Origin of the sequence: Flavobacterium covae, assembly GCF_001534645.1 — a bacterium.
GTDB classification, from domain to species: domain Bacteria; phylum Bacteroidota; class Bacteroidia; order Flavobacteriales; family Flavobacteriaceae; genus Flavobacterium; species Flavobacterium covae.
In genome coordinates this window covers 1,840,479-1,857,825 of sequence record NZ_CP013992.1, presented here as the reverse complement: position 1 = coordinate 1,857,825, position 17,347 = coordinate 1,840,479, and the positions used below count along the sequence as shown (strand labels likewise).

Sequence of the window (17,347 nt, the reverse complement as noted above, 5' to 3'; positions counted from 1 at the left end):
ATTATTAAAAATAAAGTGAAAACTTATTTTGTTTTTCAATAAAAATTTTATTTTTGCACCTCACTAATTTAAAATTATAATGGCAACTTATAATAAAAGAGGATATAAAGCTCCAAAACCACAAGTTGAGAAGACTGAAGAAGATGTACTTGAAAACGTAGCTGATTTAGAACAAACCATTGCGGTTGAAGAAAGTGAAAGTACAACCGCTAACGTTTTTAATACCTTAGACGAAACAGCAAGTAAAACAGAAGAATTTGTTGCAAAGAATCAGAATGTGATTTTATCTGTTCTAGGAGGAGTGGCTTTAGTTGTAGTGGGCTATTTGATGTATAACAAATTTGTGTCAACGCCAGCTGAAAATGAGGCGGCGAGTGATATGTATCAGGCGCAAAAATATTTTCAACAAGCAGTTGATGCACCACAAGCAAATGATTCTTTATTTAAGTTAGCACTAAATGGAGGTGAAGGAAAACAAGGCTTCATTGATATTGCTAAAAATCACAGTGGTACAGACGCAGGTAATTTAGCCAATTATTATGCTGGTATGGCTTATTTGCATACAAAACAATTTGATAAAGCAATAGAATATTTGAATGATTATAAATCAGATGATGCTTACACGAATGCTTTAGCTTTAGGAGCTATAGGTGATGCAAACGCAGAGTTAAATAAGGCAGACGAAGCTTTAGAGTATTATGTAAAGGCAGCCGAAAGTAATGTAAATGAGTTAACAACACCACGTTTTTTATTAAAAGCAGGACAGTTAGCTTTTGCTAAAGGAAATAAAGCAGATGCTTTGAAATATTTTAATGAAATTAAAGAAAAATACGAAGACACTCCAGAAGCTCAAAATATTGATGCTTTAATAGGAATGGCGCAATAATTAATTTAACAAGTTATAGTGTTTTGGTATTAGCCAAAGACTGTAAACGGAATACTGTAAACTGAATACATGGCTACAGCAAATAAGAATTTATCAGAATACAATAAAAACATGATCCCAAATGCGAAAGACTTTCGATTTGGGATTGTCGTTTCTGAATGGAATGACAAAATTACAGAAGGTCTTTTTAAAGGAGCCGAAACAGCTCTTTTAGATTGTGGTGCTTTGCCTGAAAATATTATTCGTTGGAATGTACCAGGGAGTTTTGAATTAATTTACGGTGCAAGTCAAATGCATAAAAACCTAGATTTAGATGCCGTTATTGTAATAGGTTGTGTTATTAAGGGAGAAACTATGCACTTTGACTTTGTTTGTGAAGGTGTTACACAAGGAATTAAAGATATGAATGTCATATACGATGTACCTACTATTTTTTGTGTACTAACAGATAATACAGAAGAACAATCTATAGCTAGGAGTGGAGGAGCTCACGGAAATAAAGGAACAGAAGCAGCAATAGCAGCTATAAAAATGGTGGATTTAAGGAATCAGTTTTAATCTAAAGAAAAATTATTTTTTAATAAAAAACTTAAGAAAAAAGAATAATAACAGACCATTCTAATTACAATGTAATAGAATGGTTTTTTTGTAAAAAAATTAAAAAACTTGGGTGTAAAAACCCATTCCTTTTCTTTAAATTTGTTCTCCAACCCATTTAGAAAATTAATTTAGTAACTCATTTAATGTCAAGTATAATACAATTACTACCCGATCATGTGGCTAACCAAATAGCGGCAGGAGAGGTAGTACAAAGACCTGCTTCGGTAGTCAAAGAATTGGTGGAAAATGCAATTGATGCAGGATCAACTGATATTAAGCTTATTTGTAAAGATGCAGGTAAAACACTTATACAAGTTATAGATAACGGTAAAGGTATGAGTGTAACAGACGCACGTCTTTGTTTTGAACGTCATGCAACGTCAAAAATTAGAAAAGCAGAAGATTTGTTTGATTTACACACTAAAGGTTTTCGCGGAGAAGCTTTAGCTTCTATAGCAGCAATAGCGCATGTGGAACTCAAAACAAAACAAGATCAAGAAGAATTAGGGACCCATTTAATCATAGAAGGTAGTAAATTTGTATCACAAGAACCTTCCGTATTACCTAAAGGGACTTCATTTGCTATTAAAAATTTATTTTTTAATATACCAGCACGTAGAAACTTTTTAAAATCAGATAGCGTAGAGTTACGTCATATAATTGATGATTTTCAAAGAGTAGCTCTAGCGCATGAAAACATACATTTTACATTTTATCATAACGGAAGTGAAGTGTTTAACTTGCCTCAGTCTAACTTACGTCAACGTATTGTTAACATATTTGCTGCTAAAACAAATGAAAAATTAGTACCTATAACAGAAGATACTGAGATTGTTAAGTTAAAAGGTTTTATTGGTAAACCTGAATTTGCTAAAAAGAGTAGAGGTGAACAATTCTTTTTTGTAAATGATCGTTTTATTAAAAGTGGTTATTTGCATCATGCTATTATGACGGCCTATGAAGGTTTATTAAAAGAAGGTATGCAACCCAGTTATTTCCTTTATTTAGATGTTCCTCCTCATACCATTGATATTAACATTCATCCAACTAAAACAGAAATAAAGTTTGATGATGAACAGGCTTTGTATGCCATTATACGTTCGGCTGTAAAACATAGTTTAGGACAGTTTAACGTAGCACCTGTTTTAGATTTTGATCGCGATGCAAACCTCGATACACCTTATAGTTATGTAGGGAAAGAAGCCGAAATGCCTACTATACAAGTAGATGCAGGTTTTAATCCTTTTGCAGAAGAAGAACCTGTAATTAAAAAAACATCTGCTACTAGTTTTAGTTCTTCTTCAAATAATAACAGCTTTAATTATCATTCTAAAAAGGAGAATCAGAGTTGGGAGAGTCTTTATGTAGGATTAAAAGACGCATTTGAATCAGAGGAAATAAATTTTGAATCAGAATCAGTTACAGGATCTTTATTTAATGATACAGAAATAGAAAAATCAAAATCTATAACCTATCAATTACAAAAAAAATACATAATAAGTCCTATAAAATCAGGAATGTTGATTATAGATCAACAACGAGCACATCAACGCATTTTGTATGAGCAGTTGTTGAAAAATATAACTGTTCAACAAGCAAATAGTCAGCAATTGCTCTTTCCTTTGACTTTGTATTTTTCAGGAATAGAAATGGCATTGTTTTTAGAGTTAAAAGCCTCGTTAGAAAATGCTGGATTTATTTTTGAATCAGCCGCTTCGGGTTCAGTAGTAATATCAGGAATTCCTGTTACAATGTCAGAAAGTGAAGTAACTAAAGTTTTAGAACAATTAATAGCAGATTTACAGGAAGAAATACCTGATAGCAGTTTTAGTCAAATGGATAGTATGGCTAAATCTATGGCCAGGAGTTTAGCTGTTAAAACAGGGACTTTTTTAACCGAATTAGAACAAGAGAATATAGTTAACAATCTTTTTGCTTGTAAAGAGCAATCCGTTTCACCCTTTAATCGTCCTACATTTATTACATTGAGTGTGGAAGATATAGATAAAAAGTTTAGTATATGATACAAATTACCCCAACAGTTAAGCAACTTTTAATCATTAATGTTATTTGTTTTATTGGAACCTATTTAGTACAACATTCAAATAGTATATTAGCTTTGTATTATTTTGAAAATACAAATTTTCGACCGTGGCAATTACTAACTTATATGTTTATACATGGTAATTTTATACATATTTTATTTAATATGTTTGCTCTATATTCCTTTGGAACTGCATTAGAACATTTTTGGGGAGCTAAGAAATTTTTATTTTTTTATATCTCATGTGGTATAGGAGCGGGATTAATACATTCAGGAGTAAATTATATTCATTTTCAAGAAGGGTTAAATTTATTGCTAGAAAATGGTGAGAAAAAAATAGAGATTTTTGAAATACTTAAAGAAGGGAAATATAAATTAGCTTGGGAAGAAATCTTAACCCAACAAGAATTAACTTCTTTTATTTCAACCTATTTATCACGAGCAGTGGGGGCTTCGGGAGCTATTTATGGTCTTTTAACAGCTTTTGCTTTTATGTTCCCAAATGCTGAATTAATGATGATGTTTATTCCAGTGCCAATAAAAGCAAAGTATTTTGTTCCAATAGTCGTTGGTTTAGATTTGTTTTCGGGAGTTACAGGATCTTCAATTTTTGGAGGAAATATTGCGCATTTTGCACATGTAGGTGGAGCTTTAATAGGTTTTTTGATGATGTGGTATTGGAAAAAGAACTCGTTTAACGATAAACGTTGGAACTAAAAAATAATAAAAACAAACTGGAACTAAATTACATGATATGAATATTTTATATGACTTAAAGCAGCAATATAAAGTAGGTGATTTAACCTTGAAATTAATTTTTTGGAATATTATATTATTTGTTTTTCCAGTCTTTACTGTTTATTTATTAAAAATTGGAGGAACAGAATTTAATATTTATGAATGGGTTGCTTTGTCAAGTAATTTTAAACAGTTGTTTTGTAGACCTTGGAGTCTGATTAGTTACTGTTTTTTTCATAGTAGTTTTGTTCATTTGATATTTAATATGTTAATGTTGCATTTTGCAGGTCGAATTTTTACGACTTATTTTACACAAAAGCAACTTTTGTCCGTGTATCTTTTGGGAGGCTTCTTTGCTGGATTAATTTATATTTTTACTTATTTATTATTACCTTCTTTGTCTACTAAAACAGTTTTGCTTGTTGGGGCTTCAGCTTCTATTATGGCTATTGTTTTTGCTACGGCTACTTATCAACCTTATATGAGGGTTAGATTAGTTTTGTTTGGTAATATTTATGTATGGCAAATTGCGTTAGCTTTCCTAATAATAGATTTAGTACAATTGCCTCTAGAAAATACAGGAGGCCATATTTCACACTTAGGAGGTGCTTTTTTTGGTTTTATTTATATAAAATTATTACAAAAAGGGTTTGATTTAGGTAAAGGATTAAATTGGTTTTTAGATAGATTGGTTGGTGTATTCAGCGTGAAAAAAAGAGCCCCTTTTAAATCTGTTTATAAAAACGTTACTCCAGCTAATGAAATAAAAAGCAGGATTATTAGGAAAGATAAAACACAACAACAAATTGATGAAATTTTGGATAAAATTAGCCAGTCAGGTTATGAAAGCCTTACGAAAGAAGAAAAAGAGTTTCTTTTTAGAGCAGGCAAATAATTAGTGTATTCTGATAAAAAATTGTTTCTTTGTAATTATTTCAAATAGAATAAAATGAAAAACCTTACGTGGTTTAATAAACTCGTTTTTGTTGCTAATCTTTTGCTTACGTTGTTGACATTTTTAGCGTATGCACTGCCTTTTTTAGCACCTAAATGGTTTCCATTTTTATCTGTACTTACCTTGATTTTACCCTTTTTTTTAATAATCAATGCTTTGTTTTTTTTGTATTGGCTTTTATTATTAAAGAGGCAAATGATTTTTTCAGGTTTAATACTACTATTAGGAATTACCTTTGTTAATAAATTTTATAAGTTTTCTTCTAAAGAATTAGCGGATTCTGAAAAGGATTTTGTGATAATGAATTACAACGTTCGGTTATTTAATTTATTTAAATGGATACCAAGAGAGGATGTAGCAGATCAAATTTTAGAATTTATAAATGAGAATAATCCTGATATTCTATCTATTCAAGAGTATTCTACCTCTGCATCATCTAAGGTAGATTTTAAGTTATATCCATACCGAGCTATTTTTACAAAAGGGAATTTAATTAAAACAGGGAATGCTATATTTTCAAAATTTCCTATCGTTAACGAAGGAGAGGTAGTATTTCCGGAATCTAATAATATTGCCATATTCGCGGATATTAAAATAGGAAAAGATATTGTAAGAGTTTATAATTTACATTTAGAATCAATTAAAATTTCCCCTGATGTAAATGAAATATCAGAGAAAGCAGAAGGTTTTAGTCAGGCTAAATCAGAAATGATTTTTAAGCGTATAGGAAAAGCATTTAAAAAACAACAACAACAGGCTGAAATATTCGTAGAACATAAAAAAGAATGTACTTATCCTTTAGTTGTTTGTGGAGATATGAATAACAGTGCTTTTTCGTATGTCTATAGAACGGTAAAAGGAAGTATGCAAGATGCTTTTGAAGAGGCAGGAAAAGGATTCGGACAGACTTATAACTTTAAATATTATCCTGCCCGAATTGATTATATTTTTGCAGATCCAAAGATGAATGTTAAGAGTTTTAAAAATTTTCCAAATTTTGTTAATTCAGATCATTTACCTATTTTAACTAGGCTTTCGTTATACTAAAATATGTTTTGATTTAATAAATAGTCCTTGGCATAACGACCTTCGTTAAAAAGAAGATCTAAAACACTTAAATTGTTTATAAAACCATGTTTTTCATCAAAAACTTGTGTGTAAGGTGTAAGTTGTGTTGAATCTTTTTTGCCGTTTGCTAATGACCGTAAATCAGTAAAGTTTGTAGTTTCTTTAAAGTATTCTGTTGTTTTATCATAGTTAAAATGCAATCCTAAACATTTAGAAACGATTTCGATGGTTTGATAATTTAAATCCATTAAAAACTCGTGTTTTTTTGTAAATATAGGAGCAATAGCATCTTCATAGTATTCAAAGAAAGGAGAGGTTCTGTAGGCCGCTTCTAGGGATTTAAAATGTTGTTTTTGCCAGTCAAAAGCTGTTTCTAATCGAATATCTCTTGTTTTTTGATGGGTTTCTTTAGAATGTTTTACAGGAATATTTAGTAATTGAATCCCATTAGGACTATAAATATACATTCTATTTCTATTAGTCTGCTTTTGAAAATTATCATCCATTTCAAAAGTTATCTTTTCTGCTTGTGCAATAGCCACAAAATGACTTATAGAGGGAAAATAAGTAGGGTGGATTAATAGATTCATATTTGTTTAAAAATTGAAGGTTTCAAGTTTCAAGTTTTATAGACCTGAAATTTGAAACCTGAGATAAATTTATTGATTTAAATTATGCTTTTTTCTTTTTGTTTCTGTACCAATCAAAGCCAAACCAAGCAACAAGTGCCACTAAGAAAAATTTGAAATAAGAGGTAGGTTGTCCGTCACCTCCCACAGTACAAAATAGTCGATCCCAACGAATTTTGTCAATGGCTTTGCTCCAAGGAATGTTAGGGTCAATACTCCACCAGATAAATACAGGTTTTCCTACCACATGATCCATTGGAACGAATCCCCAGTAACGACTATCTTCCGAGCGATGACGGTTGTCTCCCATCATCCAATAGTAATCTTGTTGAAAAGTATAATTAGTAGCTTCTTTGCCATTAATATATATTTTTCCTCCTTTTTCTTCTAAAGTATTGCCTTCATAAATGGTGATAATTCTTTTATAAAAAGGGAGTGTTTCCTTATTTAAGACAATTGTTTTATTGGCTTCAGGAATATAAATAGGACCAAAGTTATCTAAAGACCATTTTTGGTTATGAGGAAAAATAGATTTATCTATTTCTTTTGGAGCGGGTGTTAGGTTTTTGGTAACGGATTTTACGATGGGTATATTTTTAATACGCGCTATGTTTTCATCTGTAACTGCTCCAAAGAAATACTCGTTTGGCTTGTCAGTTGGATAGATGCCATCTGTTATTTTTAATTCTTCAATGAGTAAACTCGCATAAGAAGCTAGATCACTACCATCTGTTGTTACATAATAAGAATATTGAGGTTTTGCTCTTTCGGGTAAAATTAATTTTTTATTATTAATGTACACATATCCATCTTTTATAGATAGGTTATCACCAGGTAGTCCTACACAACGTTTTACGTAGTTAGAACGTTTATCTTTGGGTTTATCTATGTGTCTTCCTGAACGATCAAAAAATTGATAGACAGTATCCGCTGGCCAGTTAAAACAAACAATATCATTGTGTTGTATTTTTTGTAATCCAGGGAATCGGAAAGAAGGTAATTGGGGTTTGCTTAAATAAGATTTTGCTTTTACGATCATCATACTATCATGAACCATTGGCATGGCTATGGCTGTAGAGGGGGTTCTAGCACCATAGTGAAATTTACTTACAAACAAAAAGTCACCTACTAATAATGATTTTTCTAATGATGAGGTAGGTATGTTAAAAGGTTGCATGATATAAGTATGTACTAATGTAGCTACTACAATAGCATACAGTAGAGAAGCAATGGTATCTCCTGATTTTGTGGTTGGAACTAAGCTTCGGTCTCTTTTGTATTCGACATCTAAAAAATAGTTGACGTAATAAATATAAAAACCGAGTGTTAGAACGCCTAATAGGGTGTCTTTTTCTTTATTTTGTCCAAAGCTTCTTAAGGTTTCTACCCATATAACAATAAACATAATTAAATTTATTACAGGTACAAAAAGTAAAGCTGTCCACCAAGTTGGACGATTAATGATTTTCATCAAAACGATAGCGTTATAAACAGGAATAAAAGCTTCCCATGATTTTCTATCTGCTTTTTGATAAAGTTTCCAAGTTCCTAGGCCATGAATTATTTGTATGACCAAGACAAAAATAAACCACTGTGTTGCTGTCATCTTTAATGTTAGAATTTATAATATTATAGAACTTTGTTTAGACTAAAATGTTATTGTAATTAAATTATTTTAAGGAAAGTACGTCTTTCATGGTAAATACACCTTTTTTACCTATTAACCATTCTGCGGCTACTATAGATCCTAAAGCAAAGCCTTCTCGATTATGAGCGGTATGTTTTATTTCTATTTGGTCTACTGTACTATCGTAAAAAATACAGTGTGTGCCTGGTATATTTTCTATTCTTTTGGCTTCTATATGAATTTGTGTATTGCTAGGAGGATTCATGGTCCAATGTTCATATTTTGAATTTTGTATGATTCCTTCTGCCAAGGTAATAGCGGTACCGCTCGGAGCGTCTAATTTTTGGGTATGATGGATTTCTTCCATAGAAACTTTATATTGTTCTAGGTTGGCCATCATTTTAGCCAAATAAGAGTTTAGTTCAAAGAAAATATTAACTCCTAAGCTAAAATTAGATCCGTAAATAAAAGCTCCTTGTTTTTGGTTACATAAATCAACCATTTTTGGGTATTGTTCTAGCCAGCCTGTTGTACCACTTACTACAGGAATGTTTTTTTCAAAGCAAGTTGTAATATTTGTTACAGCACTTGTTGGAACACTAAAGTCAATGGCTACATCTGCTTTTTCAAGTCCGTCAAAAAGATCTTGACTTGATTTTTTTAAGATAATTTCGTGACCTCGTTCTAAAGCAATTTTTTCAATTACTTTCCCCATTTTGCCGTATCCTAAAAGAGCTATTTTCATTGGTTAAAATTTAAAGTTTAGAGCAAGGCCTATGTTTTGCTGTGTGTTAAAATCGTTAGTTTGTATTTCAGGACGAATGGTTAATCCGTCGTTTACATTAAATTGTTGTAAATGAGCATCTACATTGGCATCTATAATATTAAGTGCATAAAGAGCTACTGTGATGAGTAGGGATAAGTCTCTATTTCTTTGATAGAATTGTTGTCCTTGAATTAACTTATCGTCAGTTAAACGATTGTATTCTGGATTTAAATCGGGATCTTTAGCTAATCTTTTGATGTATTCTGTTCGGAAACTGTCATATTTTTTTTGATTCCAGAAATAAGCATAGGCTCCTGTTCCTATTGCAGCATATACAATGGGGATTTTCCAATAACTTTTGTTGTAGGCTTGTCCAGCTCCTGGAAGTAATGCTGAGTAAAAAGCAGCTTTGGCAGGACGTAAAGGGTCTATGTTTTGTTTAGTTATAGTATCGTTAGCTATTAGTCTTATCTTATTTTGTGCATTTGCGGAAAGAAGACCTAAACTAAAGCTAACAATAACTATGTATATGCAATATTTCACTAAGAGTTTATTAGTTTTAAAATTCTGTTAAAATCTTCTTCTGAATGAAAAGGAATCGTGATTTTTCCTTTTCCAGAACCTGCTACCTTAATATCTACTTTGGCTCCAAAGTAGTCGTTGAAAGATCTTTTTTCGTCTAGACCTATATCAAAAGCAGCTTCAGTAGGCTTGGTTGTAGGTTTGTCTAATTCGCCATTGTGATAAGCTTTTACTAGAGCTTCTGTTTCGCGAACGGAAAGGTTTTGGCTTACTATTTTTTGATATATAGAAGCCTGTGCATCATGATCTTCTATGGTAATGATGGCGCGACCGTGTCCCATGGATATAAAACCATCACGAATGCCGGTTTGTATAATTGGATCTAGTTTTAATAAACGAAGATAATTAGCAACAGTAGAGCGTTTTTTTCCTACTCGATCACTTACTTGTTCTTGGGTTAGTTGGATTTCATCCATCAAACGTTGATACGAAAGGGCGATTTCAATAGGATCTAAATCATGGCGCTGAATGTTTTCTACTAACGCCATTGTTAGCGATTCGTTGTCGTCTGCTAAGCGAATATAGGCAGGAACTGTTTTTAATCCTACAATTTTAGAAGCGCGTAAACGACGTTCACCTGAAATTAATTGGTATTTATTAAAATCAGTTTTACGAACTGTAATGGGTTGGATAACACCTAACTCTCTAATAGAGGTTGCTAGTTCTTGTAAAGCTTCTTCATTAAAATTAGTACGAGGTTGAAAAGGATTAATTTCAATAGACTCAATATCCACTTCTAGGATATTACCTACTACTTTGTCTGCATTTTTATCGGTTGCTGATTTAATATCATTCTCTGGATCTTTCAGTATAGCCGATAATCCTCTTCCCATTGCTTGTTTTTTTGCCAATGCCATATAATCCTCCTAAACTTAATTGATTAACTATTCTTTTTGATAATTTCAGATGCTAAATCTAAATAGTTTGTAGCGCCTTTGCTGGTGGCGTCATAATTTATAATACTTTCACCAAAACTAGGTGCTTCACTTAATTTGATATTACGCTGAATAACGGTGTCAAATACCATATTGTTAAAGTGTTTTTGTACTTCTTCTACTACTTGGTTAGATAATCGTAAACGTGAATCATACATAGTTAGTAGAAGGCCTTCAATATCTAAATCAGGATTATGAATTTTTTGAACACTTTTAATGGTGTTTAATAATTTACCTAGTCCCTCTAGTGCGAAATATTCACATTGAATAGGAATTACTACTGAATTAGCTGCAGTTAGTGCGTTTAATGTGAGTAATCCTAAAGAAGGAGCACAATCAATAATAATGTAGTCGTAGTTGTCAGAAACGGATTTTAATGCTTCTTTAAGCATATATTCACGATTTTCTTTGTCTACTAATTCTATTTCAATAGCAACTAGGTCAATATGTGCAGGAATTACATCTACATTAGGAGCTGTACTGTTAATTAAGGCTTCTGTAGGCGTACAACTATGCTCTAAAATTTGGTAGGTGCCTAGTTCAACTGACTCTACATCAATACCTAATCCAGAGGTAGCATTTGCCTGCGGATCAGCATCTATAAGTAATACTTTTTTTTCTAAAGCCCCTAAAGCGGCCGCTAAATTAATGGAAGTGGTTGTTTTACCTACACCACCTTTTTGGTTAGCAATTGCAATTATTTTACCCATCTTGATATTCGAAATTTTGAGCCGTAAAAATACAATTATTTATGGGTTTTGAAAATCTATTTTGTTAACAATTTAATAAATGATCTAGATGTCATTTTATAATGCTTTATTTTATTGACTTGGTTATATTTTTAGAAGTTTTTCAGCGGCTTGAATTAATGTTTCGTCTGTTTTAGCAAAACAAAAACGAAGCATCTTTCGGTCTGTGTGATTATTGTAAAAGACAGACATAGGAATGGCGGCTACACCTTGTTTATCAATTAATTCTTTTGCAAATTTTATATCATTTTCTTTTGAAATGTTTTCATAGTTTACAACTTGAAAATAAGTTCCGTCACATGGCATCAGTTCAAAACGACTGTTTTTTAATAACTCTTGAAATAAATTTCTTTTTTTGAGGTACATATTTGAAACTTCATCAAAATGAACTACATCTAGGTATTCCGCAATAGCAAATTGGGAAAAACTGTTGACACTGAAGACTAAGAATTGATGTATTTTTTTAATTTCATTCATGATTGATTCAGGGGCTATTAAATAACCAATTTTCCATCCCGTAACATGTAAAGATTTGCCAAAGGAGGAAGCAATTATGCTACGATGAATTAATTTTTTTCGCGTGTTAAACGAAATATGGGCTTGTTTGAAAGTAATATATTCGTAAACTTCATCTCCTAAAATAAGGATTTTAGGGTGTTTTTCTAATATGATTTCCAGTGATTCAAAATCTTTTTCGGTCCAAATTCTACCTGTTGGATTATGAGGATTGTTGATGATAATCATTTTGGTTCTAGGAGTGATAGCTCTTTCTATGATGTTAAAATCTGGGGTATAGTCTGGATTTAGAGGAAGACGTATTGGTTTTCCGCCTGCTACTAAAACGGAGGGTTCATAACTATCATAACATGGGTCTAAAATAATTACTTCATCATTTGTAGATATTAACGCATTGATTGTGCTGTATATACCTTGTGTAGCACCAGCGGTAATAAGCATTTCTGTATTACAATCTACAGATCGCTGGTACTGGGTTTGGGTTTGTTTTGCAATTTTTTCCATTAAGGTAGGTAAACCTGCCATAGGAGTATATTGATGGATGTTTTCTTTTAAGAGTCGTTGACTTATTTCAATTAATCGTTTGTCCTCAGGAAAGTTAGGGAATCCTTGTGATAGATTAAGGGCTTTTTTTTCATGTGCAAGCTTAGACATGGTAGCAAAAATGCTGGTTGTAATGTGTGGTAATTTAGACATGATTAGGGATAGTTGGTATGTTAGGGTATTTTATAGAGAGTAAAAATAAGAAAGTTTTAGCGATCTTTATAATACTGGTTTAGAAGGAGATTTGAAGACAAAAAAAGCGTCTTTTAAAAAGACGCTTTTTTTGTTATTTGGGTAAAATTTCGGTTAACGGTATGGCATCTGTACTGTTAGGTAGTGTTGTTTTTAGTTTTAGAGCTAGGGTAGGAGCAATTTGAGTAATGTCTTTTTTGTCAAAATTTTCCCCTTTTTTAATTCCCCAACCATAAAATAAGCAAGGCACGTGTGTATCATAGCTATAAGGTGAGCCATGAGAAGTTCCTGTGGTTTGGTATTGCATATAAGCGGGTTTGTCTACAATGATCAATTCTCCATTTTGAACTGGGTCATAACCTTTGGATACAAAGTTTAAATAATTATCGGCTACAGAGCCTGCTATGATTTCATTTTCATCATATACTCTTTTAACATGTTTTTGTGTATATAAAAATTCCTTAACGGCATTTTTAACTTTGCTAAGTTCTAAGCCTTTTTCTTTAATTTTTGCTTTGTCTAAGAATACATTAAAAGAATCGTATAGTAATAATAAGTTTTCTCCAAATTGTGTTTTTGTAAATTCAGCTATAGCGTGTTCTATATTCTTTTCGTTGGTGTCTTCTACATCATAGCGATTGTCTTTTAGGTGCATAACGTTTTCAGCACCTGCATGATCTGCTGTTAAAAAAAGTAAGTAGTTATCTTTGCCTACGTTAAGATCTAAATATTGCAAAAAGCTTGCTAATGTTTGGTCTAAGCGTAAATATGTATCTTGTAATTCAATAGAACGTGGGCCATACATGTGACCAATATAATCAGTAGCAGAAAAACTAACGGTTAAAAAGTCGGTGTCTTCATCTTTTCCCAGTTGTTCATTTTCTATTGTTTTTTGAGCAAAATCAGCTAAGAAATTATTTCCAAAAGGGGTTGTTCTTAAAATTCCTACATCTCCTGGTTTTGTTAGTTCCGAAAGGGAATAAGGAAAGAAAGCCTGTTTTTTATTTAGTTTTCCTTCGTATGGGTTATCATCTGGTAAACTTTCATTGTAAGCTGTTTTATCTTTTAGTAAGTCCCAATTTTGATTAACGTATTTTTCGTAATTTTTTTCATTGTTAAATTGGGTTACCCAAGAAGGTAATGATTTGCCATAAAATGTACTGGAAATAAAATTTCCGGTTTTACTAAACCAAAAAGCCCAGTCTGCAAAATGTCCAGCTGGCAAAATTGCCCCACGATCTTTAACGCTTACGCCAATTACTTTTCCTTTAAAATTGGTACTTAATTTTAGTTCGTCTGTAATGGTTGACGCTTGTAAAATTTTGGGAGACATCTTACCTTCTTGTTCCGTTCCATTGCCTACTGTAGAAACATCGGTATCATCTGTACAGTATAGGTTTTTCCCTGTGGCTTTGTTAAACCATTCATTGCCTACAATTCCGTGTATTGCTGGTGTAGTTCCTGTATAGATAGAAGCGTGTCCAGGACCTGTAAAAGTAGGCATATAGTTATAGTGCATATTATGATATGTGAAACCATCTCGTAATAAACGTTTGAATCCATTTTCTGAAAAGTCGCTATAAAAACGATTCAAATATTCCATTTTCATTTGATCTACAACTATACCTACAACTAGTTTAGGTCTTTTTACTTCCGCATTGATTTTAGGTGTTTGTGCGCTAACCGCTAAACTCAATACTGAAAAATATACTTTGAAAAAATTCTTCATTTTAAAAAAATTAGCTCGCAAATTTAATTATAAATCTAATGAATAAGGCGAAAGTTATATGATTTTTTTGTCTTGCTTTTGTAATAGTATATTTTTTGGATGAAATCTATGCTTGATGATTTGTATTTGACTTCTCCTCATAGAATTGATAACGAAGGTATTTTATTTTTTACTTGGACAGAGAAGTTATATGTAGTAGCTGAAATGATAGTTTTTTAACTTGTTTTTTTAGTGCTAGGAGGTTTAGTTTCATACTTGCTCCATTAAAGCAAACCGTTTGTTAAATTTTCTATTAAAAATTTTGAAGGTTATTAAAGGAGTATTAGTATAAAAATTCATTAGGTAATTCTCTAATCTATGATTGATTTAATGTAGTTAAACCTATTTTTTATTATCTAATGATTTCTAAATCATTAGAATTTTGTGGTATATGAAACAAAATGGGATAATTGTATATTACAGATTTTCCATTTAAGCCCCCCAAATTAAAACATACACAACCACAAACATAAAAAACCCCTCAAAAACCCAGCAAACACAAGCCCTGACGACCGTTTAGGGCTTTTTTTATGGAAAAATTGAAATGTACATATTGTGCCATTTAGTACCATTATACTACCATTTAGAAAAGCAGAACCCTCCAAAAAACCCGTGGTACTACCATTTGAGCTATAAAAAGCCCTTATATACTACCATTAAACCCACCAAAACCCCTGTAAACACTAAACCCCAGCCGTTTTAAAGCCTTTTAAAACAAAAGCCTACAACATAACCACACCAACCCAAAACAAGCCTTTAAAACGCCTTTTTGCTACTCAAATTTGAGTAACACCCAAAAACCGCTTTTTTGATTTTTACCCAGTACAGGGAAACTTAGGGGGAAGCTTACGGGGACAAAATTTACTTGTTTTTTAACGAATAAAGTGCCACCTATTGCCGACTATAGATAGGTAAAACATACAAAAAATGCGAATAAGTGGGTAGCGAATGCCTACTATTTTTATGCGTTTTCCTATATTTTACAAGGGTTCCCAGCGTTTTTAGCCCAAATGCCCCCTATATTTTGCCATACCCTATGCATATTTCATTATATAGAATGGTAGGTTTTTGGCATATTTTAGTAATAACTACACCTCCTCCAGCACATTGCGGATCACTTTCCAGCCTACAGGCACTTTAACCCGCAACTCTGGCGCTCTCTTGCGACTCGTAACCCGATAGCTTAGCCTTTAATTGTGCGTTTTCCTGCTCCAGTCTACTATTATCTTTCCTTAATAACTCTATAGTTTCTTTTCTAGCATCTGCCAGCTCTTTATAATCTAGCGTACTATTTTCTTGTACTACCGTGGTGGATCCTGCCGATTTAAGCATTTCACCTTGTCCTGTTAATAGCCATTCTGGATTAATATGAGTACATTTTGTATATATTAATTCAGCATCATAAGTGTTCCTATTCTTCCATTTTGACAAGTTTTGAGCTGGTATTCCTAAAAATTTAGCAAATTGGCTATCTTTTTGGAATTTATAATATTCTTTTATCTTATTTAAAATCAGTTGTTTGTCCATTTATTATAAAAAATATATACAAAAAGTATTGTTTTATTTGTTTTAAAGTACAAAATGTATTTATATTTGCTACATCAAAACATTATAACAATGACAAAAGTAGTTGAATTATCGGAGATTGTTACGATTTGCGAACAAAATAAACAAACAGGTGATGTTTATACACTTTCTAAAATGTTTAACATGACGACTGATGCAATTCGTATGCGTATGACACGTAAAGACGAAAAAACATATAGAGCTTTATATATCATTGTGTGTCAACGTGAACAATTAATAAATGAATTTAAAAATAATTCTATATGAATCAATTAATTAGCATCAGCCAGCAAAACGGCAACCAAGTAGTAAACGCAAGAGAATTACACGATTTTTTAGAAGTGGGTAGAGATTTTAGCAACTGGATAAAAAACAGAATTGAAGAGTACGGATTTATTGAGGATCAAGATTTTAGTTTGCTCGCCAATTTTGGCGAGCAAAACCAAAGAGGTGGTCACAACAAAAAAGAATACGCCATCACTTTAGATATGGCAAAGTGAGTTGGCTATGGTTGAAAAGAATGATAAAGGACGAAAAGCACGTCAGTATTTTATTCGAATTGAAAAGGAGCAACGCCAAAACACCATTGCCATTCCTGAAAAAGTAATTTCAAACGGTGTTACTTGTTTTTCTTATACGCATTGGTTACTTCAAAATGGTTATTCTGTGAATAGTGGAGCGTTTCGATCAAGAATCCGAAAAAACCCAACTCAATTCATTAAAGGCAAAAACGGCTGGTATATCAGCGAAGGAATCGCCAATTACTATTTAGCCCACCGTGACAATGCCCAAATGGTAGAACAACTCCCACCAGCTAACCCAGCGCAACTAAATTTATTTTAAATATGATACAAGAACAGATTGAACAGCAACAACGAATCTCAGAATTAGAGCAAGAGCTAAACGAAAAAGATGAGCTATTGAGGGAAGCAATTGAAAAATTAAAATCAAAAGCTACTGATTTGATGATGGAAACTATAACTGATAGTGGATTGCACTATATAAAAATGGATTGTTTAAAACTAGCAGAGGGTAATTTGCGCATGGCTCAAGAGTTTTTCGACTGGGTTCTTAAATCTCAATGTACTGCCCCTTAATATAATCATTAAAAAAAACTGTTACTATATTTTTATGTGAGATTACAATATAGTAAAACTCCCGCCACGGCATTGCGTGGTTTCGA

Annotated in this window: 19 protein-coding genes; 10 read left to right on the top strand and 9 right to left on the bottom strand. The window is 32.2% G+C overall.

Annotation, left to right across the window (positions count from 1 at the left end; translation table 11 throughout):
* Positions 1 to 79: 79 nt before the first annotated feature.
* The 6 genes from AWN65_RS08295 (at position 80) to AWN65_RS08270 (ending at position 6,270) form a co-directional block, all read left to right on the top strand.
* Positions 80 to 886, top strand: coding sequence for a tetratricopeptide repeat protein (locus tag AWN65_RS08295; RefSeq protein WP_060382737.1), 807 nt, complete (start codon positions 80 to 82; stop codon positions 884 to 886).
* A gap of 69 nt (positions 887 to 955) precedes the next feature.
* Positions 956 to 1,444, top strand: coding sequence for a 6,7-dimethyl-8-ribityllumazine synthase (gene ribH, locus AWN65_RS08290; RefSeq protein ID WP_060382736.1), 489 nt, complete (start codon positions 956 to 958; stop codon positions 1,442 to 1,444).
* Positions 1,445 to 1,629: 185 nt separating this feature from the next.
* Positions 1,630 to 3,510 (top strand): DNA mismatch repair endonuclease MutL, encoded by a 1,881-nt coding sequence (gene mutL / locus AWN65_RS08285; protein ID WP_060382735.1) that lies wholly within the window; start codon positions 1,630 to 1,632, stop codon positions 3,508 to 3,510.
* A complete protein-coding gene (locus AWN65_RS08280; protein WP_060382734.1) occupies positions 3,507 to 4,247 on the top strand; it encodes a rhomboid family intramembrane serine protease in 741 nt (246 codons plus the stop codon). The genes mutL and AWN65_RS08280 overlap by 4 nt, the downstream gene beginning before the upstream one ends.
* A 37-nt stretch (positions 4,248 to 4,284) precedes the next feature.
* A complete protein-coding gene (locus AWN65_RS08275) occupies positions 4,285 to 5,163 on the top strand; it encodes a rhomboid family intramembrane serine protease (RefSeq protein WP_060382733.1) in 879 nt (292 codons plus the stop codon).
* Between the two features lie 54 nt (positions 5,164 to 5,217).
* Entirely contained in the window at positions 5,218 to 6,270 is a 1,053-nt protein-coding gene (locus AWN65_RS08270; RefSeq protein WP_060382732.1) for an endonuclease/exonuclease/phosphatase family protein, read from the top strand.
* On the opposite strand, the gene AWN65_RS08265 is transcribed toward AWN65_RS08270, so the two are convergent.
* The 9 genes from AWN65_RS08265 to AWN65_RS08225 all read right to left on the bottom strand — a co-directional run bounded on the left by AWN65_RS08265 (position 6,267) and on the right by AWN65_RS08225 (position 16,125).
* Positions 6,267 to 6,881, bottom strand: coding sequence for a WbqC family protein (locus AWN65_RS08265; RefSeq protein WP_060382731.1), 615 nt, complete (start codon positions 6,879 to 6,881; stop codon positions 6,267 to 6,269). The two genes, AWN65_RS08270 and AWN65_RS08265, sit on opposite strands and share 4 nt — an antisense overlap.
* A gap of 82 nt (positions 6,882 to 6,963) precedes the next feature.
* Positions 6,964 to 8,526 (bottom strand): signal peptidase I, encoded by a 1,563-nt coding sequence (lepB, locus tag AWN65_RS08260; protein ID WP_060382730.1) that lies wholly within the window; start codon positions 8,524 to 8,526, stop codon positions 6,964 to 6,966.
* A 64-nt stretch (positions 8,527 to 8,590) separates the two neighbouring features.
* Complete coding sequence (dapB, locus tag AWN65_RS08255) at positions 8,591 to 9,292, bottom strand: 4-hydroxy-tetrahydrodipicolinate reductase (RefSeq protein WP_060382729.1); 702 nt, start codon at positions 9,290 to 9,292, stop codon at positions 8,591 to 8,593.
* A 3-nt stretch (positions 9,293 to 9,295) separates the two neighbouring features.
* A complete protein-coding gene (locus AWN65_RS08250; RefSeq protein ID WP_060382728.1) occupies positions 9,296 to 9,856 on the bottom strand; it encodes a DUF5683 domain-containing protein in 561 nt (186 codons plus the stop codon).
* Positions 9,856 to 10,752 carry a ParB/RepB/Spo0J family partition protein gene (locus AWN65_RS08245; RefSeq protein ID WP_060382727.1) on the bottom strand — a complete coding sequence of 299 codons (897 nt, stop codon included), beginning with the start codon at positions 10,750 to 10,752 and terminating at the stop codon, positions 9,856 to 9,858. The genes AWN65_RS08250 and AWN65_RS08245 overlap by 1 nt, the downstream gene beginning before the upstream one ends.
* Before the next feature lie 23 nt (positions 10,753 to 10,775).
* Positions 10,776 to 11,540, bottom strand: coding sequence for a ParA family protein (locus AWN65_RS08240; protein ID WP_060382726.1), 765 nt, complete (start codon positions 11,538 to 11,540; stop codon positions 10,776 to 10,778).
* Between the two features lie 123 nt (positions 11,541 to 11,663).
* A complete protein-coding gene (locus AWN65_RS08235) occupies positions 11,664 to 12,791 on the bottom strand; it encodes a methionine aminotransferase (protein ID WP_060382725.1) in 1,128 nt (375 codons plus the stop codon).
* A 133-nt stretch (positions 12,792 to 12,924) separates the two neighbouring features.
* Complete coding sequence (gene pafA / locus AWN65_RS08230) at positions 12,925 to 14,559, bottom strand: alkaline phosphatase PafA (RefSeq protein ID WP_060382724.1); 1,635 nt, start codon at positions 14,557 to 14,559, stop codon at positions 12,925 to 12,927.
* A 1,176-nt stretch (positions 14,560 to 15,735) separates the two neighbouring features.
* Complete coding sequence (locus AWN65_RS08225) at positions 15,736 to 16,125, bottom strand: helix-turn-helix domain-containing protein (RefSeq protein WP_060382723.1); 390 nt, start codon at positions 16,123 to 16,125, stop codon at positions 15,736 to 15,738.
* A 90-nt stretch (positions 16,126 to 16,215) separates the two neighbouring features.
* Between AWN65_RS08225 and AWN65_RS08220 the strand changes: the two genes are divergently transcribed.
* Genes AWN65_RS08220 through AWN65_RS08205 form a run of 4 tightly spaced genes read left to right on the top strand, consistent with a single transcriptional unit; the run spans position 16,216 to position 17,261 of the window.
* Positions 16,216 to 16,431, top strand: a complete 216-nt coding sequence (locus AWN65_RS08220; protein WP_060382722.1) for a hypothetical protein — start codon at positions 16,216 to 16,218, stop codon at positions 16,429 to 16,431.
* Entirely contained in the window at positions 16,428 to 16,664 is a 237-nt protein-coding gene (locus tag AWN65_RS15235) for an antA/AntB antirepressor family protein (RefSeq protein WP_060382721.1), read from the top strand. The genes AWN65_RS08220 and AWN65_RS15235 overlap by 4 nt, the downstream gene beginning before the upstream one ends.
* Positions 16,665 to 16,671: 7 nt before the next feature.
* The gene (locus tag AWN65_RS15230; protein WP_060382720.1) at positions 16,672 to 17,007 is read left to right on the top strand and encodes a hypothetical protein; all 336 of its coding nucleotides are present in this window, start codon (positions 16,672 to 16,674) and stop codon (positions 17,005 to 17,007) included.
* 2 nt (positions 17,008 to 17,009) lie between these two features.
* Positions 17,010 to 17,261 (top strand): hypothetical protein, encoded by a 252-nt coding sequence (locus tag AWN65_RS08205; protein WP_060382719.1) that lies wholly within the window; start codon positions 17,010 to 17,012, stop codon positions 17,259 to 17,261.
* The last annotated feature ends 86 nt before the right edge of the window (positions 17,262 to 17,347 follow it).